The sequence below is a fragment of the Nostoc sp. FACHB-892 genome (assembly GCF_014698795.1).
Lineage (GTDB): Bacteria > Cyanobacteriota > Cyanobacteriia > Cyanobacteriales > Nostocaceae > Nostoc.
The window spans coordinates 1-25623 of sequence record NZ_JACJTR010000020.1; the positions used below are offsets into that span (position 1 = coordinate 1).

General features: G+C 40.4%; 26 protein-coding genes. 15 read left to right on the forward strand and 11 right to left on the reverse strand.

Translation table 11 applies throughout. From position 1 onward, the window contains the following. Positions 1-481: 481 nt before the first annotated feature. Positions 482-850, reverse strand: coding sequence for a dihydroneopterin aldolase (gene folB, locus H6G96_RS23375; protein ID WP_190913906.1), 369 nt, complete (start codon positions 848-850; stop codon positions 482-484). 181 nt (positions 851-1031) lie between these two features. On the opposite strand from folB, the gene menD reads away from it, so the two are divergent. Further along, positions 1032-2786 (forward strand): 2-succinyl-5-enolpyruvyl-6-hydroxy-3-cyclohexene-1-carboxylic-acid synthase, encoded by a 1755-nt coding sequence (menD, locus tag H6G96_RS23380; RefSeq protein WP_190913909.1) that lies wholly within the window; start codon positions 1032-1034, stop codon positions 2784-2786. A 51-nt stretch (positions 2787-2837) separates the two neighbouring features. Here menD and H6G96_RS23385 read toward each other — a convergent pair whose 3' ends face one another. Both H6G96_RS23385 and H6G96_RS23390 read right to left on the reverse strand, forming a co-directional pair. Beyond that, on the reverse strand, positions 2838-3500 hold the full coding sequence (locus H6G96_RS23385; RefSeq protein WP_190913911.1) for an alpha-ketoglutarate-dependent dioxygenase AlkB: 663 nt from the start codon (positions 3498-3500) through the stop codon (positions 2838-2840). A gap of 183 nt (positions 3501-3683) precedes the next feature. Continuing rightward, positions 3684-4520, reverse strand: a complete 837-nt coding sequence (locus tag H6G96_RS23390; protein ID WP_190913913.1) for a DUF2887 domain-containing protein — start codon at positions 4518-4520, stop codon at positions 3684-3686. 141 nt (positions 4521-4661) lie between these two features. Between H6G96_RS23390 and menB the strand changes: the two genes are divergently transcribed. Beyond that, entirely contained in the window at positions 4662-5495 is an 834-nt protein-coding gene (menB, locus tag H6G96_RS23395) for a 1,4-dihydroxy-2-naphthoyl-CoA synthase (RefSeq protein ID WP_190913915.1), read from the forward strand. Positions 5496-5622: 127 nt separating this feature from the next. Here menB and H6G96_RS23400 read toward each other — a convergent pair whose 3' ends face one another. Further along, positions 5623-5937 carry a hypothetical protein gene (locus tag H6G96_RS23400; protein WP_190913918.1) on the reverse strand — a complete coding sequence of 105 codons (315 nt, stop codon included), beginning with the start codon at positions 5935-5937 and terminating at the stop codon, positions 5623-5625. A gap of 467 nt (positions 5938-6404) precedes the next feature. Further along, positions 6405-6944, reverse strand: a complete 540-nt coding sequence (locus H6G96_RS23405; protein WP_190913920.1) for a DciA family protein — start codon at positions 6942-6944, stop codon at positions 6405-6407. Between the two features lie 189 nt (positions 6945-7133). Between H6G96_RS23405 and H6G96_RS23410 the strand changes: the two genes are divergently transcribed. The 7 genes from H6G96_RS23410 to H6G96_RS23440 all read left to right on the forward strand — a co-directional run bounded on the left by H6G96_RS23410 (position 7134) and on the right by H6G96_RS23440 (position 14728). After that, positions 7134-8501, forward strand: coding sequence for a hypothetical protein (locus H6G96_RS23410; RefSeq protein ID WP_190913922.1), 1368 nt, complete (start codon positions 7134-7136; stop codon positions 8499-8501). 260 nt (positions 8502-8761) lie between these two features. Further along, on the forward strand, positions 8762-9514 hold the full coding sequence (locus H6G96_RS23415; RefSeq protein WP_190914188.1) for a PspA/IM30 family protein: 753 nt from the start codon (positions 8762-8764) through the stop codon (positions 9512-9514). Between the two features lie 162 nt (positions 9515-9676). After that, positions 9677-10453 carry a PspA/IM30 family protein gene (locus tag H6G96_RS23420; protein WP_190728225.1) on the forward strand — a complete coding sequence of 259 codons (777 nt, stop codon included), beginning with the start codon at positions 9677-9679 and terminating at the stop codon, positions 10451-10453. A 174-nt stretch (positions 10454-10627) separates the two neighbouring features. Next, positions 10628-10963, forward strand: a complete 336-nt coding sequence (locus tag H6G96_RS23425) for a thioredoxin family protein (protein WP_190913925.1) — start codon at positions 10628-10630, stop codon at positions 10961-10963. Positions 10964-11111: 148 nt separating this feature from the next. After that, positions 11112-12338 (forward strand): LL-diaminopimelate aminotransferase, encoded by a 1227-nt coding sequence (locus H6G96_RS23430; protein ID WP_190913927.1) that lies wholly within the window; start codon positions 11112-11114, stop codon positions 12336-12338. A 420-nt stretch (positions 12339-12758) separates the two neighbouring features. Further along, positions 12759-13775 (forward strand): NF038130 family PEP-CTERM protein, encoded by a 1017-nt coding sequence (locus H6G96_RS23435; RefSeq protein ID WP_242063379.1) that lies wholly within the window; start codon positions 12759-12761, stop codon positions 13773-13775. A 530-nt stretch (positions 13776-14305) separates the two neighbouring features. Continuing rightward, positions 14306-14728 (forward strand): response regulator, encoded by a 423-nt coding sequence (locus H6G96_RS23440; protein WP_190913932.1) that lies wholly within the window; start codon positions 14306-14308, stop codon positions 14726-14728. Between the two features lie 21 nt (positions 14729-14749). Here H6G96_RS23440 and H6G96_RS23445 read toward each other — a convergent pair whose 3' ends face one another. Then, positions 14750-14929 carry a hypothetical protein gene (locus H6G96_RS23445; protein WP_190913934.1) on the reverse strand — a complete coding sequence of 60 codons (180 nt, stop codon included), beginning with the start codon at positions 14927-14929 and terminating at the stop codon, positions 14750-14752. A 637-nt stretch (positions 14930-15566) separates the two neighbouring features. Between H6G96_RS23445 and uvrC the strand changes: the two genes are divergently transcribed. Then, positions 15567-17444, forward strand: coding sequence for an excinuclease ABC subunit UvrC (gene uvrC, locus H6G96_RS23450; RefSeq protein ID WP_190913937.1), 1878 nt, complete (start codon positions 15567-15569; stop codon positions 17442-17444). Between the two features lie 198 nt (positions 17445-17642). Here the strand turns inward: uvrC and H6G96_RS23455 are convergent, their stop codons facing one another. Next, positions 17643-18041, reverse strand: coding sequence for a hypothetical protein (locus H6G96_RS23455; protein WP_242063380.1), 399 nt, complete (start codon positions 18039-18041; stop codon positions 17643-17645). Positions 18042-19320: 1279 nt separating this feature from the next. Here H6G96_RS23455 and H6G96_RS23460 point away from each other — a divergent pair. The 5 genes from H6G96_RS23460 to H6G96_RS23480 all read left to right on the forward strand — a co-directional run bounded on the left by H6G96_RS23460 (position 19321) and on the right by H6G96_RS23480 (position 22425). Then, the gene (locus H6G96_RS23460; RefSeq protein WP_190913939.1) at positions 19321-19938 is read left to right on the forward strand and encodes a hypothetical protein; all 618 of its coding nucleotides are present in this window, start codon (positions 19321-19323) and stop codon (positions 19936-19938) included. A gap of 20 nt (positions 19939-19958) precedes the next feature. After that, on the forward strand, positions 19959-20330 hold the full coding sequence (locus H6G96_RS23465) for a hypothetical protein (RefSeq protein WP_190913941.1): 372 nt from the start codon (positions 19959-19961) through the stop codon (positions 20328-20330). A 127-nt stretch (positions 20331-20457) separates the two neighbouring features. Next, complete coding sequence (locus tag H6G96_RS23470) at positions 20458-20838, forward strand: hypothetical protein (protein WP_190913944.1); 381 nt, start codon at positions 20458-20460, stop codon at positions 20836-20838. Positions 20839-20898: 60 nt separating this feature from the next. After that, positions 20899-21351: a hypothetical protein gene (locus H6G96_RS23475; protein ID WP_190913946.1), complete on the forward strand. Its 453-nt coding sequence runs from the start codon at positions 20899-20901 to the stop codon at positions 21349-21351. Between the two features lie 894 nt (positions 21352-22245). Then, on the forward strand, positions 22246-22425 hold the full coding sequence (locus H6G96_RS23480; protein ID WP_190913948.1) for a replication restart DNA helicase PriA: 180 nt from the start codon (positions 22246-22248) through the stop codon (positions 22423-22425). Between the two features lie 77 nt (positions 22426-22502). Here the strand turns inward: H6G96_RS23480 and H6G96_RS23485 are convergent, their stop codons facing one another. The 4 genes from H6G96_RS23485 to cobM all read right to left on the reverse strand — a co-directional run bounded on the left by H6G96_RS23485 (position 22503) and on the right by cobM (position 25580). Continuing rightward, positions 22503-22973 carry a hypothetical protein gene (locus tag H6G96_RS23485; protein ID WP_190913951.1) on the reverse strand — a complete coding sequence of 157 codons (471 nt, stop codon included), beginning with the start codon at positions 22971-22973 and terminating at the stop codon, positions 22503-22505. Between the two features lie 152 nt (positions 22974-23125). Next, on the reverse strand, positions 23126-24220 hold the full coding sequence (gene rlmN / locus H6G96_RS23490; protein WP_190913953.1) for a 23S rRNA (adenine(2503)-C(2))-methyltransferase RlmN: 1095 nt from the start codon (positions 24218-24220) through the stop codon (positions 23126-23128). 78 nt (positions 24221-24298) lie between these two features. Further along, entirely contained in the window at positions 24299-24652 is a 354-nt protein-coding gene (locus H6G96_RS23495) for a phenylpyruvate tautomerase MIF-related protein (RefSeq protein ID WP_190913955.1), read from the reverse strand. Between the two features lie 103 nt (positions 24653-24755). Continuing rightward, positions 24756-25580, reverse strand: coding sequence for a precorrin-4 C(11)-methyltransferase (gene cobM / locus H6G96_RS23500; RefSeq protein WP_190913958.1), 825 nt, complete (start codon positions 25578-25580; stop codon positions 24756-24758). Positions 25581-25623 lie beyond the last annotated feature (43 nt).

Sequence of the window (25623 nt, forward strand, 5' to 3'; positions counted from 1 at the left end):
AGTTTTATCTTGCTCTCTAGTCAGAAATACCCTTAAACGGCTGCCCATATCGCTGTTACCTTTGTAGACACATTGTACGTATTTACTTATCTTTACATAGTTTGGTTTTTTCACCTTGTTCTACTTAGTACTAAGAATCAATCATTATCTAGGATCAAACTCTTTAAAACTGCTTTGTCTACAAAGAACTTGGAGAGCAAATTACTGTTTAGAACTATTTTAAAAGTTTAATTGTGAATCAAATGGTATTATTTAAAAATATTCATAAATTCTGATTAATACTTAATTACAAATACTGTAATCTGAAAATATGCAAGTTAAATGCTTATTAGCAGCTCACATGATTTTTTAGTTTTATGAGAACTATCTGGTGCTGGGGGCAATGGCAAGAAAGGTTATATTTGTCAGATACTTCCACCCTCCACCTAAACCCCCTCTATTTGCTAGGTTATAGATATTGAGAAAAAACGTGTTTTATGCTTTAGTGATTGGACTTACTTTTAGTAAGTTCAATGCTAATTTTGCCACCAAAGTCTGGAATAGGTGCGCCAGGTTTGCTTAGAATGACTTGGACTTGTGTTACACGATCGCATTCTTGGAGAATAGAATCTGCGATCGTTGCTACCAATTTCTCTATCAAAGCAAACTTAGACGTTTTGACCAGATGTTGTATCAAGCTGATGACGCTGCGATAATCTAAAGTGTCTTCGATCGCATCAGTCTTGGCCGCTGTGGAGATATCCAACCATAACCTCACATCCACCTCAAACCATTGTCCTAGTACCTGTTCTTCTGGCAGATACCCAGTGTAACCATAGCAGCGAATTCCCGTTAAATGAATGCAGTCCATAAAAGTTTGAGAGCAAATTGGGCATTTTGTAGAAAGTGGAGCAAGTTTGTTTGGAGATTTTCTTCCCCACAAACTTGCGTGGCGTGTTGGGTTCCATCTCCGTATTTGTGAAACTTTCCCAGATGGATTTTAAATTGAATTTCCTTAAATAAAATCTAAAATTTAAGATTGTTTTATAGCTATGTTTGATTTCATGCCGATCGCCTTTAGAAATGTTAATCAAGTTTGGGCTTATATTTTAACAGAGACGCTAAAGCGGTTGGGATTGAAGTGTGCCATCATTTGTCCTGGCTCGCGCTCTACACCCTTAGCAGTAGCCTTTGCTCAACAAGCACCTGAGATTGAAGCGATTTCCATTCTTGATGAACGCTCCGCCGCCTTTTTCGCCTTGGGACAAGCTAAAGCAACCGGACGCCCTGTGGTACTACTTTGTACCTCTGGAACAGCAGGAGCAAATTTTTATTCAGCAGTAATCGAAGCCTCATATAGTGGTGTACCACTGTTACTGTTAACTACCGATAGACCGCCAGAATTGCGAGATTGTCACTCTGGGCAAACTGTAGATCAATTGAGATTATATGGAAACTACCCAAATTGGCAAACAGAGTTAGCCTTACCCTCTGCTGATATGGGAATGCTAGCTTACCTGCGACAAATGGTAATTCATAGCTGGGAAAGAGCGCAAACTCCTACAAAGGGGCCAGTACATTTGAATATTCCCTTTCGCGATCCTTTAGCACCTCTTCCTGATGGAACCGACTTGAGTTATTTGCAATCACACTTCCACCCAGAAGACTTTTTCGCAGGAGTAACAACTAATACCCCATTCCCCATTCCCCATTCCCCATTCCCCATTCCCCAACAATGGAAAGAATGCGATCGCGGCATTATTATCGCAGGTGTTGCCCAACCGTTGCAACCAGAAGAGTATTGTAGAGCGATCGCGCACCTTTCCCAAACTCTCAAATGGCCAGTGCTAGCTGAGGGACTTTCCCCAGTGAGAAATTATGCTGAACTCAACCCTTATTTGATTTCCACTTATGACTTGATTTTGCGAAATCAGCAACTAGCAAAGCAGCTAGCGCCCGAAATGGTGATTCAGGTTGGAGAAATGCCTACAAGTAAAGAACTACGAACCTGGATAGATGCAACACAACCGCGACGTTGGGTAATTGACAAGAGTGACCAAAACCTTGACCCTTTGCATGGAAGGACGACGCATTTGCGGATATCTGTAGAAGACATCAAGGTAGAGGAGGGAAATTTATCTTTATCCTCAGACTATGGAAAGCAATGGTGTGATGCGGAAGCTAAGGTTAGGTTAGCTGTTGACCAGACGATGGAGAAAATAGATGAAATAATTGAGAGTAAAGCAGCTTGGTTAATTTCTCAGATTTTACCGCCAGGAACGCCTCTGTTTATTGCCAATAGTATGCCTGTGCGGGATGTGGAATATTTCTGGAAACCGAATAATTTAGGAGTGCGATCGCACTTTAACCGGGGTGCAAATGGCATCGATGGCACATTATCCACAGCTTTAGGAATTGCCCATCGCCAGCAAAGTAGTGTGATGTTGACGGGAGATTTAGCTTTGTTGCATGATACCAATGGTTTTTTAATCCGCAATAAGTTTGTCGGACATTTGACGATTGTATTAATCAACAACAATGGCGGTGGAATTTTTGAAATGTTACCTATTGCCAAATTTGATCCACCATTTGAAGAGTTTTTCGGCACTCCCCAGGATATTGATTTTGCTCAATTGTGCGCTACTTATAATGTGCAGCATGAATTGATTACTTCTTGGGAATATTTGCAGCAAAAATTAAATCCGCTTCCAACTAAAGGGATAAGGGTTTTAGAGTTGGCGACAAATCGGAAATTAGATGCTAAGTGGCGACAGGAAAATTTGAGGAGATTTGCCGCAGATATTTAATATTTAAGTATGTCGTTAGATATTGCTAAATAGAAGTATGAAATATACCGATTAAGTCAAAGACTTTATAGTTCTAAATGTTAAGTTTATTCTTGGCATTACAGGCTTTGAGGTTTTAGGTATTTGGTGCTGCCAATATTCTTGTGTTTTACCTTTCATAATTAAAAGGCTACCATGAGTTAAAACCAACTCTACTTTTTTTAATTTTTTATCTAATTTATGCCTAAGTTGGAATTTTCTTTCACCTCCAAAACTAACAGAATAAATAATAGGATATTTACCTAATTCTGGCTCATCATCAGAATGCCAAGAAACACTATCTTTGCCATCACGGTAAAAATTGAGAAGAACACTATTAAAGGAGAATTGTGCTATCTCTTCAACTCTCTTCTTTATTAATAACAACACTGGTGTCCAAGGCATTGGATTCATTTTAATTTTTGAATATGTATAACATTTACCAGTGTCGCCATACCATGCAGTCAGTCTGGGTAAGTCTATCTCTTTGCCATAGCATTTTATTTTGTCTTGTTGCCAATTAACTTCTATAAATAACCTCTGGAGTATTTCATCACTTTCCTCCACTGTAAAATAGCTAGGATAGTATGTAATTTCTGCATCAGATACAGAAAGTTGGTCTACCTGCAAGTGTGAAGAATGTGCAGATTGCTGCCACAAGTTCAGGCTTAATTGATTATCAGTATCATATTCCATTCAATAAATGAAATCTTTATTTTAGATTATTGCTTAACGCCAATACTAGATACAACATTCCAAGTCAAATGCGGTTTTCCGCTTTCTTGAATAGCATCATAAATTTGACCTAAATTGCTTGGCTGTTCACTAACTAGTCTATCAGTCGCAGATATCACCCTCCTCTGCGCTTCCAGGTAAAACTTACCCCCTTACTTCACCTCCTAACCACCCTTCCAAATCAGCAAGAGTAGAGAAATCCAACAAAGCATCACCTAAAGCTTCCAACTGTTCGACCGATAACCCTTGAATCTGAGACAGAAGCGCATCAGGAATTGCACCCACAAGTCGGTTTAACTGTCGTAAAATGAGCGATCGCGCTTCTTCCTCTCGTCCTTCTTCCTTTGCTTCCCGAATCGCCCGTGGTTCTTCCAAATTTAGTCCTAACATCGTTGCAATCTCCTCTCGACTCAGGTTAGAAAACTTGTAGACAATTATCGTCGTCACTAAATCAATTATCGCTTGCTCCGATTGTTGCCGTGCTTGCTCCAGCAAAAACCGCGCCCCTTCAACTGCTTCCGTTTCAGAAGTAACATTTGTTAGCAACATCAAACCCAATCCTAAAGGTTGTTCTCGCAAATCCCCCAACTCATCCAGATAAACCCGCCTAATTTGACCACTTTCCAGCAAAGCGCGGTGAATCGTTGAGTTGGAAGGTTCTAGGCTGCCAGAGCCAAAAATTATTACACCAAACCAGTCATCGTAACGAATCGAGTTGCGGTAGAGAAACAAAAATAATTCGCTGAAGAAACGGTGATATAGGTCTTCGTCCTTTTGAAACTGCACTTCAGCAAAAAAGACGGTTTTGGAAACTGCATCAACCGGAGGTAAAAATACTCCATCAATCCGAAACGCGGTTTCTTTCACTTCAACTGATTCAAACTGGTAGTTTTCTGCTTCTGGGGGTGGTTCATCTACTAATTCAAACAGCAATCCCGGAAATTGCTTAAATAATTTGTAGAAAATGGTGTCAGGTCGCATTTTTATTCCTCAGCACCCAGACAATTACCAGATTGTAAAGGCTTGAGACACCAATTTTAGTGTAGGCGTAGCCCACTGCAGGTATCGCTTGTCCCTGCGTCCGCGATAAAATTCTCAAGCACAACACCGCATTCCATACCAATGCAAATTAACTGGCAAACTGCCAAAATCTACGAAGATATTCTGTATCACAAAACTGATGGTATTGCGAAAATCACCATCAACCGTCCCCATAAACGCAATGCCTTCCGTCCTGAAACAGTCTTTGAACTGTACGACGCTTTCTGTAATGCTCGTGAAGATACTACTATTGGTGTTGTCCTATTTACAGGCCATGGCCCACATACCGATGGCAAATATGCCTTCTGTTCTGGTGGCGATCAAAGTGTGCGGGGACATGCGGGTTATGTAGACGATACTGGCATCCCCCGCTTGAATGTGTTGGACTTACAACGCCTGATTCGTTCCATGCCGAAAGTGGTGATTGCTTTAGTAGCTGGATATGCGATCGGTGGTGGACATGTCCTACACTTAATTTGCGACCTTACCATTGCTGCCGATAACGCTATTTTCGGACAGACTGGTCCGAAAGTCGGCAGTTTCGACGGTGGTTTTGGAGCCAGCTATCTCGCCCGCGTTGTGGGACAAAAAAAAGCTAGAGAAATCTGGTTTCTTTGCCGCCAATATGATGCACAACAAGCGCTAGAAATGGGCTTAATTAATTGTGTCGTCCCAGTCGAACAACTAGAAGCGGAGGGTATTCAATGGGCGCAAGAGATTTTAGAAAAAAGTCCGATCGCAATTCGGTGTCTCAAAGCCGCGTTCAATGCTGATTGTGATGGACAAGCTGGTTTACAAGAACTTGCTGGCAATGCCACCCTACTCTATTACATGACAGAAGAGGGTTCTGAGGGCAAACAAGCCTTTCTCGAAAAGCGGCCACCAGATTTCCGCTCTTTTCCTTGGCTACCTTAAAACTGCAAAAATCGCACCCCGCTCAAGGGTGCGATTTTTGTATATATCAACTTTTACAGCACTAAAAATCTTAAAAACAAATCTTATTTTAAGCAAACTAAAAAATCAGTTCAGTAATAATGGATGACTAAATAACCACTGCTTTAGTCTTTACCTGTTCAGATACAGAGGCAGTTATTTCCTCTACAGGGATAAGAGCAGCATTGTCTAAATCTGAGGCTAAGGAATGAGAAGATGTTAAAACTGGGGCTGCATCTGGCAAACTCCAAGCATCTTCCAAGGTTTCCCAAGAAGGTGCAAAAGGTGGAAGCGCTAAAGAGCAAGCCTTCCAAGTTCCTTGAACTGGCGCTCCCAATTGCTGGCACGTTCCGCCACGGCGACCTTCTGGCTGGTAATGACGGCAATATTTACAGGCAGATGCTAAAAATTTAATGGGTTTCATTTGGATTTATTTTTAGTGCCGTTTCCGGCTGAATCTCACCTCTATATTTTGCTTCTATATATAAAGACGTATAAAAGCCAAAAAGCCATTATTTTCTATAGGTTTCAGCGATCCCAACGAAAAAATAAACTTTAGGATATTTTTATATTCTTGTTATATTTTTAAATAATGCTTAGAGCGGTTACCTATGGATTTTGGCTAAAACTTATTAGGGATCAAGACTAAAACTAAAGCTTTTGATTTCTTTAGCCTTTTAACTTCCTCCTTAACAATAGCTTAAGGCATATAATTTCAGATAAATAGTCTGATTTTATTACCACATTAGATAGATGTTAGCGGCAAAACACATTTTTTCTTAAGAATTAGAACTATTTTATATGGCAGCAGCAAGTTACTTTAAGATAAATTCTGCTTAATAAATAATCGCTAACTATTTTGCTTTTAATTTAGGTCAGGGCTGATTAGTTTCAAAACTGTTTAGCCGCACAGACAGAACAGACTTTCCAGCGCTCTAGTTCACCGGGTGGGGTGGGAGATTCACATTGGGGACAAAGGGGTAAGCCATGCAATCGCGATCGCATGATCTTCGCCCAATGCCCAAAAGCAGCATCCACACCCTTGGCGGGTGTAACATCAGGGCGGCTAATCTCATCACCAAGGTAACTGGGATGCTCATGGGGCGAAACCGTTTGTTGTTGTTTTCTCTCCACAGATGGATTCTGCCAGCCAGCAGTAGAGAAGCGAATATCAACCAAAGGCGTTGGCAGCTTTTTATTCAACTTTAAAAGCAAAGACGTGCGACCAAAAGTTAGGTTTTGCGCCCAAGCAGCACTAGAAGTTGCTACCGACAAAACATCGCGTTGAATCGACAATGGTCGAGTATGTGCAGCAACCACTGGGTCAACAACTTCTGCCCAACACTTGAGCAGCCGTTGGAATGGTTGTTCTTGCCATTTAGCCTGCTTTTCGAGAACGCCTAAAATATCATTAATTGATTTCAACGACATCGTTAAAAGTGGGGAGTAGGGAGTGGGGAGTGGGGAATGGGGAAGATAAGGGAGATGAGGAAAAAGAAAGAATAACTAATGCCCTATGCCCAATTCCCAATCCCCAATCTATTTAGATAATTTTCGCTACTATTGTCACAAATATATCTAAAGTTAATTCCAGCAATCTACGTTTGAGGCACAGAAGCAATGACTCAAAACCCCCTGAACGGTTCCGATTCCGATACTCAATCGTCTAAAACACCTGGGTTGAAACCAGCACTAGCAGCAGCACTAGCGAGTTTAGAGGTGCCCCTAGATCAAGAGTTAGCTCGATACCGACGCACGCGAACTGGTTTGGTGTCATCAAAGCAGCTGCGTGTTGCAAATTACATGAGCAGTCAACGGCTGGGGTTGACTGCCATCCCTACAACATTGGGCACAACTCAGTCATCAGTAACGGAAATTAAAACTGAGGTGCCACCTACACCTGCATTTGTAGCTGTGAATCCTCAAAGTAACCCAGCGCCAGCTACGGCAAAAACTGATGTACCACCTCCACCTCCGTTTTCTCTAGCTGTGAATCCTCAAAGTAACCCAGCGCCAGCTACGGCAAAAATTGAGGAACTAAATAATCTCAACGTGCCTTCCACTCCCAATTCTGCGAAAACACAAACTCAACTTCCACCACCCCCACCCAACTTTAGTAGTAGCATCGTACCAGTACTCGTTAAAGATACTAAGAGCGAAAATCTCTTGCAGCCAAATGACACCCCTAAGCACCCAGATGACTATTTAGAATCTAGTGAAGCACTGCTGCGAAGTCTGGCAGAAGAACAACCAGAAACTAAAAAACCAAGTAATTATAGTGACAGTCTGCTATCACCTTTGGGTATCGGCTCGATGTTGCTGCTATTGATGGCAAGTCTTACCTTAGGTTATGTAGTATTCAATCCCAAAGGCTTGTCACAATGGAATTTAGGAAAGTTATTTGACGGAAACTCGTCTCCCATACCAGAAAATGCTGAGAAAGTTGGGAGTAATGTCCAACCTCAGATCCAGTCAGCAAAAACATCTATACCCAAGTATCCCAATCTAGCTGCCCAAGAGTTTCCAGAGGTGAGAAGCCCCAATGATCTAGTTGGCTTAACACCCAAAGCAGTAGTGCCTAATCCAGCCGTTCCCCAAAACCCCGTAAATCCTCAAGCGGCATTACCTGACCCCAACACAACCCTAAAACCGACAAATCCGATCGCTTTAGCACCAGCACCGACGGTACAGCCCTTGCCTCCCTTGAATTTGCCTCCCACTTCAACGGCAAAAACCTCGCCTAACCCAATCGCAACTTCACCAGAGCCGGATGCAGAAATCAAACCAGCAACAGATGGGTTCTATCATGTAGTGATAGATAATAAAGGCGAAGCTTTAGCCTCAGCACGGGAAATCATTCCCGATGCTTATTTATCACCTAGCAAAGAATTGGTTTTTCTGGGTGCTTTTAAGACTAAAGAGCAAGTACAACAACATATAAAATTGTTAGAGGCAAAGGGAATCAAGGCACGGGTTCAGCAGCCATGAGTTGTAAAAATCTACGATACCATGAGATAACAGTCCTGAGTCATGAGTGCTGAGTCCTGGATCAAGAGTCTTGAGTTAAAAGATTGCTACGCCATTTTGAGGCGACTGCTCTGCGTATGTCTTACTAAAGTACATCAGTACGCAGTAGTTTTTCTTTACTCAGCACTCAGATAGTTGAGGTGTGGCATCCAAATTATACGGTGATGAGTAATTATCAAAACTCATTACTCAGCACTGAATTTCGTGAATGGAGAGCCGACATGGAATTAATCAAGCGTATCCTGCGAGTGATTCGCGCTAATCTCAATAGTTTGATCGGTGGTGCAGAAGATCCAGAAAAGATTCTGGAGCAAACTGTCCTAGAGATGCAGGAAAATTTGGTGCGGTTGCGGCAGGGTGTAGCACAAGCGATCGCTACCCAGAAACGCACTGAACGACAAGCAGCAGCTGCCAACTCTCAAACGGAAGAATGGTATCGCCGCGCCCAGTTGGCCCTGCAACAAGGCAACGAACCTCTAGCACGGGAAGCTTTGACTAAGCGCCAAGCCTATAAAGAAACCACTACAGCCCTCTTTTCCCAGATAGAGCAGCAAAACGATATAGTAGCTAGGCTAAAAAAGGATATGCGATCGCTAGAGTTAAAAATTTCCGAGGCGAAAACAAAAAAAGATATGTATATTGCTCGGGCCCGTTCTGCTGAAGCGTCTTCTCGCCTCCAGGAAATGCTGGGCGGGGTTTCTGCCACCAGCAGCCTGAGTGCTTTTGAGCGGATGGAAGAAAAAGTTTTACAGATAGAAGCTCAATCAGAAGCGATCGCTCAACTCAGTAGCGACGACTTGGAAACACAATTTACTTCCTTGGAATCTAGTAATAATGTAGATGCCGAATTGGCGGCGATGAAGGTACAGGTTTTAAATGGGGCAGAAAACACACAGCACAACAATCTCCTCACCCCGGAGAGCCAGAATACACAGCCTCCCCAACAGCAGTTACCCAAAACTCAGGACTCTTGAAGTTCGGCTAATTACCCCACTTTGGAGATATCTTAACAATTAAGAGCTGTTTGAAGGTACTGATTTAAACCGGAAAGATTACATTGAAATAGGTAGCTATTAAAAAATAAAAAAGCTAACTGTCCAGCAAAAAGCGTAAACCACACAAGGAAAAACAAAGTTATGGGATTATTCGATCGCATTAAGCGAGTAGTTAGTTCTAACCTCAACGACCTGGTTAACAAAGCCGAAGACCCCGAAAAAATGCTAGAACAAGCCATCCTGGAAATGCAGGAAGACTTGGTTCAGCTGCGTCAGGGAGTAGCCCAGGCGATCGCCGCCCAAAAACGCAGTGAGAAACAGTACAATGATGCCCAAAATGAAATCAATAAGTGGCAACGCAATGCCCAATTAGCGCTGCAAAAAGGTGATGAAAACTTAGCAAGGCAAGCTCTAGAGCGCAAAAAAACTTATACCGACACCAGTGCCGCCCTCAAAGCTAGTTTGGATACCCAAAGCACTCAAGTTGAAACCCTCAAGCGCAACTTAATCCAGCTGGAAAGCAAGATTTCTGAGGCTAAAACCAAGAAAGAAATGCTCAAAGCTCGGATCACTACTGCCAAAGCCCAAGAGCAACTCCAAGGCATGGTACGTGGGATGAATACCAGCAGTGCAATGTCTGCCTTCGAGCGGATGGAAGAAAAAGTCTTGATGCAAGAATCCCGGGCCCAGGCACTAGGAGAGTTAGCAGGTGCAGATTTAGAAACCCAATTTGCCCAGTTGGAAGGTGGTAGCGATGTTGATGATGAGTTGGCAGCTCTAAAAGCGCAAATGCTACCACCTGCCACTCCAGTAACTCAAGCACAACTGCCACCGCAACAAGAAACCACTGCTCCTAAGTCTAATGAGGTGGTTGATGCCGAGTTGGATTCCTTACGCAAGCAATTGGATCAACTGTAAAATTGGTAGAAAACTTATTTGAACCAGTCCCACACCTGTTGGTTGTGGGATTTTACGTCATTAGTCAATAGTTAATAGTCAAAATCACTATGAATTATTGACTATTAACTATTGGCTACTTTGGGATAAAGTATTGTGTGTGCCAACTTTGATCGCCCCCTGATGGAGACTGCAATGAGTAAGGCTGTAATCACCATAACTGATGCTGAGTTTGAAACAGAAGTGTTAAAAGCTGAACAGCCTGTATTAGTTTACTTTTGGGCTTCCTGGTGTGGGCCTTGTCAATTGATGTCGCCCCTGATTAACTCAGCTGCTACCAAATATAGCGATCGCCTCAAAATCGTTAAAATGGAAATTGACCCTAACCCAGTGACTGTTAAGCAGTACCAAGTGGAAGGTGTACCAGCCCTCAGATTATTCCACGGCCAGGAAGTTTTGATATCAACTGAGGGAGTCATCGGCAAAGATAAATTACTCGAACTCTTAGATACGCACTTAAATAGTAATTAGTCATTGGTCATTAGTCATTGGTCATTAGTCACTTAGTACTGAGCATTGCCGTAAAGCCTGCGGCATAGCTACGCTTAGGGCGCACCCTCTCCAAGAGTTGTAACAAAGGACAAATGACAAATGACAAAGGACAAATGACAAAGGACAAATGACTAATATGCAATTTGCAAAGCGTTTACAACCCCTGCAATCTAATGTATTTGCTGATATGGACAGAGCCAAGGCAATCGCTTTGGCATCTGGACAACAAGTAATTGATTTGTCGCTGGGGTCTTCTGATTTACCAACTGAGGCACACGTCATTGAGGCGATCGCCCAGTCTCTCCATGATCGCAGTACCCACGGCTATCTGTTGTTTAACGGTACCTTTGGGTTTCGCGAAGCAGCAGCCAAATGGTACGAAGAAAAATTTGGTATCAAAGTCGATCCTCAAACTGAGGTATTACCTCTAATTGGTTCTCAAGAAGGCACAGCCCATTTACCCCTAGCAATACTCGACCCAGGAGATTTTGCGCTGTTGCTCGATCCAGGTTATCCCTCCCATGCGGGGGGAGTCTACCTAGCTAGTGGTCAAATCTATTCAATGCCACTACGGGCAGAAAACGCTTTTTTACCAGTGTTTGCTGATATTCCTGCCCCAGTCTTGGCCCAGTCGCGGATGATGGTATTAAGTTATCCTCACAATCCCACTGCTGCGATCGCTCCTTTATCTTTCTTCCAAGAAGCTGTCGCCTTTTGTCAGCAACACAATCTCGCCCTGGTTCACGATTTCCCCTACGTAGACTTGGTATTTGAAGGGGCTGGCGAGTGGGCAATGAATTCTTCCCAATACCCAATACCCAATACTCAGTCACTAGCCCCTTCAATTCTGCAAGCTGATCCAGAGAAAAGCGTCTCGATTGAATTTTTCACCCTTTCCAAGTCCTACAATATGGGTGGCTTCCGTATTGGGTACGCCATCGGTAATGCCCAGTTAATTAACGCCTTACGCCAAGTAAAAGCAGCCGTTGATTTTAATCAGTATCGGGGAATTTTGAATGGTGCGATCGCAGCCTTGACTGGCCCTCAAGCTGGGGTAAAATCTGCTGTCGCTACCTTCCAGCAGCGCCGTGATGCTTTCATCACTGCTTTACACCGCATTGGCTGGAATGTTGCCACTCCCAAAGCCACAATGTACATTTGGGCAAAATTACCCTCAGCTTGGAGTCAAAACTCCATCGAATTTTGTACTCAGTTAGTCAAACAAACTGGTGTAGCCGCTTCCCCAGGTGCTGGCTTTGGTAAATCCGGCGAGGGGTATGTTCGTTTTGCCTTGGTGCATGAGCCACCTTTGTTAGAAACTGCTGTGGAAAGAATGGCTGAGTTCCTTCATTGAATTTCTTCTTAAACTGAACATCAAGAGTTTGAAACCCGCCTGCGCGGGTTTTGTTTTGACTGTGTAGACATGGTTTATAACCGCCGATTTCAGGTTAAGTTGACACCAATGACAGACGTGCGCTTTTATTATGTATGTTTTATAACTTGCTAAATTCAATAAAATATGTAATTAAACGTATAAAAATATAAAAACATTCGTCATTTTTTCATTGATAATCAGCATTAACTTTACCCAATCAAGTCTCCCCGTTTCTTAAACTGGTTTTGTACGCTCAACTACCAAAGATGGCTAAAAATGCAGGTCGCGCTTTAAAGCCGCCGTATTGCTAAAAAGCCTGTAGCCAAAACAGCTCAAGCCTATAAGTAGCAGTAGTTTAAAACTTAACTTTCAAACTGGCAGAGACTTGAAGAAATGAAAATGACTTTTCACAAACTTGTAATTGGTGCTTCAATAGCTATTGGCGTGAGCGTTGCCACTACACCAGCACACGCTACATCTTTTAGTTTTAACAACCCAAACGAAATTAAAACTTATACTGGTGGGTCAAATGGTAATTTTATAGCAAATGATACTGTAGCTGCTTCCCAAGCCCTGAGTGATGGTAATCCTTCCTCTAACGTCGAGCTTTGGTATAGCAGCGAAAACCCAACTTCTAACGTTGGCTTCACCGCCACACAAGGAAATTACAGCGCCACAGTTAGCAGCGTTACTGCTAGTGACTGGAATAGTTTTGGTTCGCAATGGCTGGGTGATTTGTTGAGTGCTTATACTCCATTCCAGTCAGTGTGGAATGGGTTTTCAGCAAATACCCAATTATTAGTAGCAAGTTACTTTCCTTTATTGGGGATGGGAGATCCTAATATTGGTAGCTTCCAATTCGGTCAAAATGGCGGTGTAGAACTGACATTAGTTGGTCACTTGGATGTCAAGACTAAACTCTCAGATACACTTTCTAGTAAGCTTACCGAAGCGTGGAATGGAGGAGTTAAATTACTATTTTTAGGTGCAACAAGTTTACCAACTGCTTCAGAAGTTCAAACTAAGATTTCTGCACTTCAACAAACGCTGAACTCGCCTTTAACTTCTGCTTTCATAAAGCCAACGCTACAAACTCAAATAGCTCAACTGACGTCATTCAAAGATGTACTCACCCTGCAAGCTACATTAAACGCCTACCAAGGTAAAATCGGAGCTAGTGAAATTGCCAAGGTAGTTAATAACAATAACACTTACTACGCCTATAGCTTTAACCCTACTGCATCTGGAATTACAGCCTCTGATGATGGCATATCCTACAGCGCCTATTACACTTGGAACACGCCTGGATATACACCTCCTTCAACTCCAGTACCAGAACCATCAATAATACTAGGTCTACTCGGTGTTGCTGGCGTTTTTGCCACACAACGCAAATTTAAAAAAGTATCTATTTAAGATTGGGGATTCAAAACGACAAATAAGTAAGGGAGCTAATGGCTCCCTTTTTTTATGAATACTTCCTTCCAGCTAGAAGATGATTTTAAATTTAAAACTTTTAAACTTAAAAATGGATAGGTTATGAGAGCCTACATCTTTATGCTCTAACAATATAAGAGGGTTTTCATAAAATGGTATTATTTAGCTTCACAACTAGATAAAAACTGTTTTACAAAGGAAAATTACCTTACCGTTCTTACAGTATTGCTGAAGTAGCGTTACTCATCACAATTAGACTATTTTAATTTTAAAAACAGTATTTTATTTAATACTATTAAATATAAAAATAGCGTAAAGTAACCTTTAAGTTTTAATTAAAAGGTTATTAATATTATTATTTACAATTATAATAGTACAGTTAAATTGAATTAGTTAACATTTTTCAGTAGATTACATAAATAAGGTTTATATCTATTTCACTATTTAAATGCAATACGTTTTAGTTTATGGTAATAATTGTTGGCTTTTACTTAAGATAATAGGTAGCAATGACAGCACAATTACTCAACATAGATCAGCCATTGCGGTCACACAAGGTTAGACGAGTTTTGTTAGTTGAAGACCATTATCTCAATCGGATGTTGCTGAGTGACTATCTGAGTTACTGTGGGTACGATGTCGAAAGCTTATCAGAAGGCTCTACTTTTTTCTCAACTATAGATAAATTTGAGCCAGATTTGATTTTATTAGACTTAAAATTACCAGATATTGACGGTTATTCACTCTTAAAACAAGTCCAGCAAAGACCTGATTTGTCAAAAATACCTATCATTGTAGTTTCAGCCTTTGCTTTTAAAGCAGATCAAGAACTAGCTCTGAGTTTGGGCGCACGTCGCTATTTTGTAAAACCTTTAGAACTCAAGGATCTCATTCTTACAATTGAAGAAGAGTTTACTTTTAGCCACAGATAAGCTTTTCTGCTGGACGTGCATTTATTCAGCTTTTTGCTCTGCAATAAACTCTTCTACTTGCTCACTAATATGTTGCATAGAACTGCCAATTTTTGAAATTTTATGTTGTACTTGCACTAACAGCAAAACTGCTGTTTGCAGATCGTTGAGTGTTTCAGCCATAGCTTCCCGGTACTGGGCTTCAAAGTCTTGCGGGTTCATAGTTTAGATATTACTTGAAATTATTATAATTGCTATATTTCTATTTCCAATCATATTCGTAAATTTAACTTACTAAATCCGTTAAATCGCTTAATGTTATAAGTTTGCCTAAAAGTCAAAAAGATTGTTTAACAACAACTATTTGAATAATATTTATACAATTGATATATTAAAAATATAATTACTTTCAATAATCAAAATACAAGTTTATCTGAATTAATAAAAAACTATTTTATATATAAGAATGAGTTTTTAAATAAGAAATTATTGCCGATTTTAAAATCTTAGTTATAGATTCAAAAAGCCAATTTTTTATTCTGACAGTAGTAGTCTGCGACTAAAATCACGGCTAGACAAACTCTCATCTACTTCAAAGCTCTGACGGTTGTAGCAGAATGTATAGCAGGCTATGGCGGAATTTGCACCTTTAACAAGAGGATTTTGCCCCAAGTCTTGTTAATTGAGATGGTAGCTGGATTTACGCCATGCTTGCTGCACTATCTCAAAAACCGAGCCATGTTGCGGGAAGTGCAGACTAAAAGCCTACCTAATTTACATTTACTTGATAAATACTCTGTTAAATCGGCAGGAAGAAATAATTTTTCTTAAAATAGAGAAAGATTACCTAATTTTGGTTGTGGCAATATCTACTCAAATATTATCGTTGGTTAAAGAACCAGAACGACTGGAAAATCGTCTAGCTGAAATTCCACCGGAACCGGGGGTTTATTTCATGCGGGACAGTAGCGATCGCATTATATATATAGGTAAATCACGTAAGTTGCGATCGCGTGTCCGTTCCTATTTCCGGGATGGCTACAACAAGAGTGAACGCATCGCCACGATGGTGAAGTTGGTGGCAGAAATTGAATTCATCGTCACTGATACCGAAGCCGAAGCGTTAGCCCTAGAAGCAAATTTGATCAAGCAGCACCAGCCATACTTTAACGTGCTGCTCAAAGATGATAAAAAATATCCCTATCTCTGCATCACTTGGTCAGAAGATTATCCGCGAATTTTTATTACCCGTAAACGTCAATTCGGCAAAGAAAAGGATAAATTTTACGGGCCTTATACTGATGCTGGTCTTTTACGAGAAATTGTCCGCCTGTGCAAGCGGATCTTCCCACAGCGACAACGACCTCAACCACTTTTTAAAGACCGTCCTTGCTTAAATTATGATTTAGGGCGTTGTCCGGGTGTATGTCAACAGATGATTTCACCAGAAGAATATCGCAAAATTGTACAAAAAATAGCGATGGTCTTCCAAGGGCGAACTCAGGAACTGATTGATATTTTGACTCAACAGATGAATGCAGCAGCTGAAAATTTGAACTTTGAGTCAGCTGCGCGGATTCGTGACCAAATTTCTGGGTTAAAGTCGCTGACAGCCAATCAAAAAGTCTCTTTACCAGATGATACAGTTTCGCGGGATGCGATCGCGCTGGCAGCTAACGAAGAATACGCTTGCATTCAACTATTCCAGATTCGCGCTGGGCAATTGGTAGGACGCTTGGCCTTTGTAGCGGATGCTCACGCAGAACCGGGAGCTATTTTACAACGAGCTTTAGAGGAACATTACCAAACTGCTGACTCAGTGGAAATACCTTTAGAAATTCTGGTACAGCATGATTTACCAGATAGCGAAATATTGGCGGATGTCTTAACTCAACGTAAAGGGAAAAAAGTTACAATCTTGACTCCTTTGCGGCAAACTAAGGCAGAATTAATTGAGATGGTAGAGCGAAATGCCCAGTATGAATTGCAAAGAATGCAAAAACTAGGCGATCGCAACGACCAAGCAATGCAAGACTTAGCAGCCATTCTCGATTTACCAGATGTACCCCACCGCATCGAAGGTTATGACATTTCCCATATTCAAGGGTCAAATGCAGTAGCTTCGCAAGTCGTGTTTATCGATGGATTACCTGCTAAACAGCATTATCGCCACTATAAAATTAAAAATCCCACTGTGACGGCAGGACATTCAGATGATTTTGCTAGTCTTGCTGAAGTTATTCAACGGCGGTTCCGTAAGTATGGGGAAGATCCACAGTTGTCACGTTTGGGTAATCCAGATTGGCCTGATTTAATCATGATCGATGGCGGTAAAGGTCAATTATCATCAGTTGTCGCCGTTTTGCAAGAGATGAATTTATTAGAAGACTTGCGAGTTGTGAGTCTGGCGAAGCAACGAGAAGAGATTTTTTTACCGGGAGAATCTAAACCCTTAACAACTGATTCAGAACAAGCAGGGGTGCAGTTGTTGCGGCGGTTGCGGGATGAAGCGCACCGATTTGCAGTGACTTTCCATCGTCAGCAACGCAGTGATAAATTGAAGCGATCGCGTTTAGATGAAATTCCTGGCTTAGGACATCATCGACAAAAGCAGCTACTAGGGCATTTTCGCTCAGTTGATTATATTCGGCAAGCTGCACCCACACAACTTGCTGAGGTTCCAGGAATTGGGCCGCGTTTGGCTCAAGAAATTTACGATTATTTTCATCCTTCTTGATATGGGTGAAAAGCATAAGCTATTATGCCTTTAAATTACACAATAACTCATCAGATTTGTTGACTGCTGACCGTTGATTCTTAACTGTCAGCAGTCAACAGTCAACACAGAAAAATGTGCAACTTAGATGGGCGATAGCTTATGACATAAGTAGTTGAAATTTTCAACGAGTGAAGTCTTAATTCCAAGGCAGCAGTATTACTCAGCATCTATACTGTAGTATCGATTCTCAAAAGTTGTCGAATTCTTCTGTGCTTCCCTAGAAAGCCAAAGCATCACGTAGAGGCCAAAATATTGTTGTTTTTCTTTTTCGTTATAATTCACAAATTTTTCAGCCTGTTGATATCGCTCTAAGGCTTGCCGAAAATTCTTTTTTGTAACTTTCTCTCCTAATGCTTGAGATAGCAATTGCCATAACGTAGACCCTACATCCTTCTTTATATAATCAAGGCAGTAGCCGCGATCGTTGGCAAACTGTTCGTATGTCTGATTTTCAGAAGATGCTTTTAACAAATCACTTTGTAAATCAGTCAAATGTCTGCCAGATGACTTCTTTACCACTTTATCCGCAATAGTTAATAACTCTTGAATGCTCATACTTAAAATGAATCTAATGAATTTTATGCAGATGTTTAATTATCGAAAAAAGAGTTTAAAATACCTTCTATCAAAGTGAATTCACTACGTTGCTGGGGTTCTTTGAGTTGTAAAAAGTGGTGTAAGAGGCTGCACCAAAGCACACGGTTATTTTAAATTGTTAATAGTTGATATAGCAATGCGGTTGAATTTATCAACTTACTTGTGAAGACCGAGAACACGAAAGAAGAGAGGTAGAGGAATTGGACATTTTTTCAAAAGCCAAATAGGAGTCATATAACATTTATGAATTTGAGATGAACTCAACTCTAGTTTCTCTAAGTATCACTAATGGTACAATGGTATTAACTTATTTTTCAGGAAGTTTATTTGATCTTTAACAAATTTTCTTTTATTGATTAGTTTTTAAAAAATTTTATTTAAGCTTCATTTTATCTTTAAATTTTTATCATCATTGCTTTAAATTTTTGCTTATTCTCTCCTCATTTATAACGGCTAAATCACCATTAGTAGTATTATCGGCTTGGATCGATATTTCTACAGATGACAATAGCGATCGCAAGTGCTTGTAGAAAATCCACCGATAACAAAGTTACTCGAAAAACAAATTTTGAGAGATTTTGAGCAAATTATCTTCATCTAGCTCAAATTAATAGCTAATAGCGTAATTATTTGAGATGCTGCGTGTAGCTTGCTTCATTTTCCGTACAGCGTCCAGTATGGAAGGAGTACGCAAAATTTTAAATTCAAAATGCTTGTGACGGCAGCCTTTTGACTGTCTTTATCGCAACTTCCTTTCTGCCGTGTTGTACTAATTAGCAAATGACAGAGCCAAGTTAATAAACTCGACTAGAAGCTTGATATAAGAATGTTACTTGTTTTTTGAAAACGCAGATTAGTAAAAGCTTTATTTAAACCAAGCTATATAGTCTCAGTATATTAGCAGAAATCAAGCTGGAATTTTATATTTGCTCTATGAATATTAATATTTGCCAACTTCCCACTTAATCCCACAAAACCCCCCTGGTGTTTTTATTTGATCATTGGGAATATTAATTTGTCAGAGATAACGAACAGCAAAAGTTCATAAACCTGAGAACCGAATAGGTCAGCATAAAAATTTGTCGTTGGGATAAGGCAGGAAGTAGGAGGTAAGAAGCAAGAAGAAAGACAATTTTTTCTTAATTTATCTTTCTTCATAGAGTTTGGTTTAATTCTGCCAACTTACTTAAGCCATGACTCTTAACATCCTTACTTTGCAATATCTAAAAAACTTCAAATGTTTAAAAAAGCTCTACGATTATTTACTAACCATTCCTTATTATGTCTACTTGGAGTAGCTAGCATAAATCTCGAAGCCCAAGCACAATCTGTAACTAACTCTGTTAATTCTCAATCTCAGCCTAATCAAGAACAGACTCTTGATAACCAACAAAGGAACTCGGCTGCAATTAATCAAACAGGAGTTTATAACCTTGGTGAATCGGCTACTTATAAGATTCAAGGATTAGCTGGAATACATGTTGTGTGTCCGCGACCATCTTTAATATTAGGGACTTCTTTGAGTTCATATGACGGGATTAGTTTTTCCAATAATGCCTCTTATGGTGTGAATGCTGCTATAGTTTTCCCTCTTGGCGGAAGCCTAGAGAATACTTGCAAGCGAATGGCTGAAACTATTTCTCGTAAAACTCAATATGATGTAGAGATTATCAATGCTCGTGCCTGTGCTGAACTAATCGGTGCTGGTATCCAACTAAACTCCGACAGCTTTCCTACTATTTCTGCTGTCTGTCAAGGGGTTGCTATAAACAGAACTAATACAAAAGAACCTAACAAACTTCCCCGGTTCCAGTCTCAAGAATTACCCAACAATGAGGCTGAAAAAGACAACTAATTTATAACGAGGATAAACTCATGAAAAAAATTCTTGGTTTGGCCATCCTTGCTACCTTCTTTGCTACCCCTGCTTTTGCTGGTGAAACTTTTGTTCGTAATGAGTGGACAGATAGTCACACCAAAAAATACACTGACTTAAATCTCCATTCAACAACCCATTCAACTCGAAATGAAGATTATAGTTCTTGGGCTGATAAGGTTTATATTGATGGTGGTCTTGATACTAAAGGCAAAAAAGGAGTTTCCTTTAATGAGTTCACTGTTCATTCTGCTGGTTCTGAACTAGAAGGTAGCTTTCATGAAAGCATTTTTAGCAAAATAGAAGGTACTATTAAGACCATTACTAATACTGATACTACTGCTCACGAAACCAGTGCAGGTGTTCGTTAATCCTAATAGGATTTGATACTGATTGCAACGATTCTAGGGTGGATTAACCACCCTGGAACTTCCTTTAGTTCCTTTGACGAATTAATTTTTCTGATAAAGGCAACTAATTTATCATGAGGACGAAGTAATGAAGAAAGTTCTTTGTTTAGCTATTCTTGCTACTTTGTTTGCCAGCCCTGCTAAAGCAGGTGAAACTTTTGTCTTAAACCACTGGACAATTCAGCAGAGCAGAACAGAGACTAATTTAAACATCGATAATGTAACCAATTCAACTCGCACCCAAAATTATAACTCTTCGTCCAATCAGATTTACATGGATGGTAAGGTTGAGAACGAATACAACAATGGTAAAGTCGAAAAAGTTTTTAAGGGTTTTACTATTCAAAATACTGGTACTGAACTAAATGGTAGTTTTCATGAACAGATGACAACTAGAGTATGGGGTACAATCAATACTATTATTCATTCATATACCAGCATCCACGAAAGCAGTGCAGGTATTCGTTAGTTGTGACCACGCTTGATATAGTTTGAGATAATTTTAGGGTGGTTATTCCGCCCTTTTTTTATGAAATATTCAATATTATTAGCTGTTGTTTTATTGGCATGGATTACCTTTATCTATGTCCATAGAGTTGTTTCTATTACTCCGATGTCTACCTTTTTTATAAACTCTATGTTCAAAATTTTTCCTCAAAAGCCCAATAAGGCTATACAGATTAAACAAATAAATTTGTCATCTGAAATCAGGGAAAATTTATATAACTCTATATCTACGGGTATGTCATATGATGAAGTTCGTTCCATTCTAGGCTGGGATGGTATCTTGATTTATGAAAACAATATCGATTCTGCTGATGGACAAATACATGAAAAGATTTACCAGTGGAATAATCAAGATTTTTATTTGACTGATTACGAATCTCAAAGAGCAGATGTTATCAATCCATACTGGAGTTTCACACTTAGATTTCAAAACGGTATCCTTATCAATAAAGCATCCTTTAACCCACAAACCTAGAGGGGCGATCGCTAATACTATCTGTATGAACACTTAGTACTTATTGATATGAGGCAGGGAGTAGGGGAAAAGGTACAAACCTTGCCCCTTGTGGGCAAAAGCCCCTCTGCTCCAATTCTTTCGAGGGTTGAGAGCAACACCCGCAAGTGGCGTAGTTTTTCTCCCCTGCTTTTTCACTAATGCTACCCAGCAACGGTTAACCATACTTATAAACACTACATTGCTAACCTGTTGCTAAAAATCTTCTTGCACAGTCGAAACCTGATCGACAATTTTATCCCTTGCTAAAACGCCTATTCAGTAATCCTGGAAGAACCTCTCCCCCAACCCTGGTAGGGTAGTTAGGTTTTGATTACTGAATCAATGCTCTAGGTTGCGCTTGTACCCCCTAGTAGTGCAGAAATCATACGCCAAGAGAATCTTGAGCGAAAAAAGCTGTTGCTTTAGAAGTTCGCTAGTTTTAATGAAACTACCTCACCAGAATTAATCTTATAAATCTTGCTAACAAATATTAACTAAATCTTAAGATAGATATTTTGTGACTAAATATACAGTATTTTCCGGGTTTTAATTTTTGAATACAAGAATGGCTTTTTTTGTATCCGTCTGAAATAGCTATAAATAAGGCTCTCTCAAGGCATTACCCATAGGGATCAGTAAATATCTAAGCAGCATTTAATTAAAAAACAATTTATGTATCTAAAGCGGGAGGGTAATATCACTGAAATCATAGGATAATATACAAAGATATCAAAAAGTTTTGAAATCTGAAATTTTGTTTAAAATAATCAACAAATATTACAGCAGTTTGTTAAGTTGGGTCGAGCCAGAATTTTTACTGGTTTAACTTCTACCTTTCCCAAATAAAAAATAATTACAACCAGGGGTTTTAAAATGCAGATAGTACAAAAAATTTACTGCCCCAATTGTGGCAGCAATGCTGAACGTTATTATATTTCTGATAGTCAATTAACTCGGACACAATGCCCAAGTTGTGACTATTTAATGATTAGTTGTACTCGCACTGGCAAAGTGATTGAGGCTTATGCTCCAGGAATTATTGCACACCGCTAGATAAGAAAAATTAAAAATTGGAGAATGTTTTCTCGAATTTTTAATAATAAAGCTATTACTCAGAAATTTTGAAGACTTTACAAATTGTTTTTCTGTTGTCTGAGTTGTTGCTGTCGTATCTGTTCTTGTAATCTTAAATCTTGCTGTTGTCTAATTTGTTGATCTTGTCTGAGTTGTTGCTGTTGTATTCTTAATTGTTGCTGTCGTGTAAATTCTTGCTGTTGTAGTCTTGTTTCTTGCTGTCGTATTCTCAGTTGTTGCTGGCGTATTAGTTCTTGCCGTTGTTGCGTAAATTCTTGCTGTTGTAGTCTCAGTTGTTGTTGTAGTTGTGGTTGCTGAAACTGTTGCCGAAGCAATGTTTCATTCAATTGCTCTTGTGTTCGCTGATTTCGCTCCTCTTGTTGTCGTCTCATTCTTTCTTGAAAAGACTCAGGTAGCTGAGGATTCGTCGGAATCATTTGTGCATAAGCAGGAGAATTAATCCATAAAGCTTTTGCAAGCACAATCAATAATAGCCATGCTTTAACCATTAATAAGCGATTCAACATACAATTTTTTCCTCAATTGTTATATGGTTGGGTTTAGCGTCACTAAACCTTTAAAATGTCAATATCATTATAGATAAACAGAGATAATTCTCAGGATGCATCTGCGTTTATCTGCGGTTTCATGTTTATTGATAAAATTGACTGCAAGAGGTTTAATTCTTACTTGCTCTCAGTTGTCCACAAGCAGCATCAGCTTCTAAACCACGGGAATAACGAACACTAACAGCAGTATTTTGCTGCTTAAGGACGTTGACAAATGCTTCAATCCGATCGCGGTTAGGACGTTTGTAGTCTACTTCTTGAATAGGGTTGTAAGGAATCAGATTCACATGACTTTGGAATCCTCGCAAGCGTTTTGACAGTTCTAATGCGTGTTCTGGTAAATCGTTGACACCAGCAAGAAGAACATATTCAAAGGTAACGCGCCGCCCAGTGATTTCTACATATTCCCGACATTCAGCCAACAAATCTTCTAGAAGATAGGCGCGGGCGCTGGGTATGAGTTTTTCTCGTAGTGCTTGGTTGGGTGCGTGAAGACTAACAGCAAGAGTGATTTGCAAATTGTTTTGCGCGAACTGACGAATACGATCGCGAATACCAACTGTAGAAACTGTAAGCGATCGCTGTCCTATACCGACATCTTGATTCAGAGATTTCAGGGCCGCTAGGACATTCTCAGTATTCAACAACGGTTCACCCAATCCCATAAATACGACATTGCTAACTCGTTGCTGAAAATCTTCTTGCACAGTTAACACCTGATCGACAATTTCGTGCCGTGCTAGGTTGCGCTTGTAGCCTCCTTTACCAGTAGCGCAGAAATCACACCCCATTGGGCAACCAACCTGAGTAGAGACGCAAACTGTTAAACGGGATTTTGGGCCATCTCCCCTTTCTCCGAAGGTGGGAATGCCAACAGTTTCAATAATTTGATCGTCTGCTAATCGTAAAAGAAATTTGACTGTGCCATCGGGAGCTTCAGAGCGGTAATGTAAAGTTGAGCGCCCAATGGGGATTTCTGCTACTTCTTTGCGCCATTGCTTGGAGAAGACAGAAATATCAGCTAGCGATCGCACTCCCTTGTCATAGATCCATTCATGCAGCTGCTTTCCTCTATAAGCAGGTTGTCCTTGCTGCTGCACCCAAGTGCTTAACTCCGCCAGAGAAGCACCTAGAAGAGGAGGGATTAATTCTGATTGTTTTGGGTTGTGTAAGTCAACCTGAGATACAAGAGGCGTAGCAGACATAAAAAATCAAAAGTTGATGTAGGATCTCTATCCTACACCTGCCAGATTAACTTGGTCTTGACTAAAGAAGACGGGGAATTAACCAAATGTTGTGCCGTTCCAGCCCCACATCGCACCTTTAGCGTCTGCAAACTCTATATAAATGCGATTTTTAGGCACACCTAGAGTTTGGTTAATCTGCTGGCAAAAGTCCTGACTCATTGCTGCGGTTTGATCTGGCTTCATCGTGCCAACGCTCTTAATTTCAATGTAGCAAACTGGGTCTGTATTCCCCGCAAAAGTCATAGGAATTTCTGGTTCAAAAGCAGTCATGACGTATGATTCTGGTTTTCCCAAATGTTTCGCTAACTTGGCTGATAAGTTTAAAAGCATTGATTCAATTTCAGCTTTTTGAGGAGCAGATCCAGAAGTTTGCACTTTAATTAATGGCATAGTAACGAATTGGGATTTTAGATTTTATTCACATTGTTAAGTTTACCGAACCGCAAAAGAGATGAGGGAGAAGAAAAAAGAATTAATCACCAATGCCCAATTTTTACTGATGAGATGAGCGGAATAGATGACTATGTTCGGGATTATATAAACGCGATCGCCCTTTTGCTGCCGAGAGTGCTGGGCTGATGATATAAAGTGTAGTGCGAATTAGTTTTTCTTGATGAGTGCAGTCTGCCATTTCATTCAAGGGGACAACCTTGATTTTTTCATCGGGCCATCCGATGCGAAAGCAAATTGCAATGGGGGTTTCGGCTGGATAGTGTTCGAGTAGTTTAGCTTGGGCATTTTCGACGTGACGCGCACTTAGATATAAGCAGAGGCTAGCCTGATGTGCTGCGAGAGAGGCTAATTCTTCAGTGGCGGGGACTTCTGTACGTCCACTGATGCGCGTCAAAATGATAGTTTGGACTAAACCGGGGACAGTCAGTTCTACTTTGAGTTTGGCAGCTGCGGCTTGGAAGGCGCTGATACCAGGTACGATTTCAAAAGGAATATTTGCCTCTGCGAGGAGGTGCATTTGCTCGTGGATGGCGCTGTAGAGACTAGGATCGCCAGAATGGAGACGGACTAAAGATTTGTGCTGCGATCGCACCTTATCGATCATGATCGGCAAAATCTCTTCTAAAGTCTGATTCGCAGTTCTAATTATCTCCGCATCTTTTCGGCAAAGTTCTAAAATCTGTTCGGGTACTAAAGAATCAGCAAATAAAATCACATCAGCAACAGCCAGTAGCTTCTGCGCCTTCACCGTTAATAAATCAGGATCTCCAGGGCCTGCTCCCACAATATACACAGATGGTTCTATAGCATATAGTGTTTTTTTATAACTCAGGTTTTCTGTATATTCACTTTTAGAAGAACACACGGCAATCCCTCAAAAACTTTTTTGATATTTTCTCAGTATCTTT

What these genes read in the sequence shown, in the direction of transcription:
- folB (WP_190913906.1), bottom strand. Translation starts at nt 850, where the DNA reads ATGGACTGCATTCATTTAACGGGAATTCGCTGCTATGGTTACACTGGG.
- menD (WP_190913909.1), top strand. Translation starts at nt 1,032, where the DNA reads ATGTTTGATTTCATGCCGATCGCCTTTAGAAATGTTAATCAAGTTTGG.
- H6G96_RS23385 (WP_190913911.1), bottom strand. Translation starts at nt 3,500, where the DNA reads ATGGAATATGATACTGATAATCAATTAAGCCTGAACTTGTGGCAGCAA.
- H6G96_RS23390 (WP_190913913.1), bottom strand. Translation starts at nt 4,520, where the DNA reads ATGCGACCTGACACCATTTTCTACAAATTATTTAAGCAATTTCCGGGA.
- menB (WP_190913915.1), top strand. Translation starts at nt 4,662, where the DNA reads ATGCAAATTAACTGGCAAACTGCCAAAATCTACGAAGATATTCTGTAT.
- H6G96_RS23400 (WP_190913918.1), bottom strand. Translation starts at nt 5,937, where the DNA reads ATGAAACCCATTAAATTTTTAGCATCTGCCTGTAAATATTGCCGTCAT.
- H6G96_RS23405 (WP_190913920.1), bottom strand. Translation starts at nt 6,944, where the DNA reads ATGTCGTTGAAATCAATTAATGATATTTTAGGCGTTCTCGAAAAGCAG.
- H6G96_RS23410 (WP_190913922.1), top strand. Translation starts at nt 7,134, where the DNA reads ATGACTCAAAACCCCCTGAACGGTTCCGATTCCGATACTCAATCGTCT.
- H6G96_RS23415 (WP_190914188.1), top strand. Translation starts at nt 8,762, where the DNA reads ATGGAATTAATCAAGCGTATCCTGCGAGTGATTCGCGCTAATCTCAAT.
- H6G96_RS23420 (WP_190728225.1), top strand. Translation starts at nt 9,677, where the DNA reads ATGGGATTATTCGATCGCATTAAGCGAGTAGTTAGTTCTAACCTCAAC.
- H6G96_RS23425 (WP_190913925.1), top strand. Translation starts at nt 10,628, where the DNA reads ATGAGTAAGGCTGTAATCACCATAACTGATGCTGAGTTTGAAACAGAA.
- H6G96_RS23430 (WP_190913927.1), top strand. Translation starts at nt 11,112, where the DNA reads ATGACTAATATGCAATTTGCAAAGCGTTTACAACCCCTGCAATCTAAT.
- H6G96_RS23435 (WP_242063379.1), top strand. Translation starts at nt 12,759, where the DNA reads ATGACTTTTCACAAACTTGTAATTGGTGCTTCAATAGCTATTGGCGTG.
- H6G96_RS23440 (WP_190913932.1), top strand. Translation starts at nt 14,306, where the DNA reads ATGACAGCACAATTACTCAACATAGATCAGCCATTGCGGTCACACAAG.
- H6G96_RS23445 (WP_190913934.1), bottom strand. Translation starts at nt 14,929, where the DNA reads ATGAACCCGCAAGACTTTGAAGCCCAGTACCGGGAAGCTATGGCTGAA.
- H6G96_RS23455 (WP_242063380.1), bottom strand. Translation starts at nt 18,041, where the DNA reads ATGAGCATTCAAGAGTTATTAACTATTGCGGATAAAGTGGTAAAGAAG.
- H6G96_RS23460 (WP_190913939.1), top strand. Translation starts at nt 19,321, where the DNA reads ATGTTTAAAAAAGCTCTACGATTATTTACTAACCATTCCTTATTATGT.
- H6G96_RS23465 (WP_190913941.1), top strand. Translation starts at nt 19,959, where the DNA reads ATGAAAAAAATTCTTGGTTTGGCCATCCTTGCTACCTTCTTTGCTACC.
- H6G96_RS23470 (WP_190913944.1), top strand. Translation starts at nt 20,458, where the DNA reads ATGAAGAAAGTTCTTTGTTTAGCTATTCTTGCTACTTTGTTTGCCAGC.
- H6G96_RS23475 (WP_190913946.1), top strand. Translation starts at nt 20,899, where the DNA reads ATGAAATATTCAATATTATTAGCTGTTGTTTTATTGGCATGGATTACC.
- H6G96_RS23480 (WP_190913948.1), top strand. Translation starts at nt 22,246, where the DNA reads ATGCAGATAGTACAAAAAATTTACTGCCCCAATTGTGGCAGCAATGCT.
- H6G96_RS23485 (WP_190913951.1), bottom strand. Translation starts at nt 22,973, where the DNA reads ATGTTGAATCGCTTATTAATGGTTAAAGCATGGCTATTATTGATTGTG.
- rlmN (WP_190913953.1), bottom strand. Translation starts at nt 24,220, where the DNA reads ATGTCTGCTACGCCTCTTGTATCTCAGGTTGACTTACACAACCCAAAA.
- H6G96_RS23495 (WP_190913955.1), bottom strand. Translation starts at nt 24,652, where the DNA reads ATGCCATTAATTAAAGTGCAAACTTCTGGATCTGCTCCTCAAAAAGCT.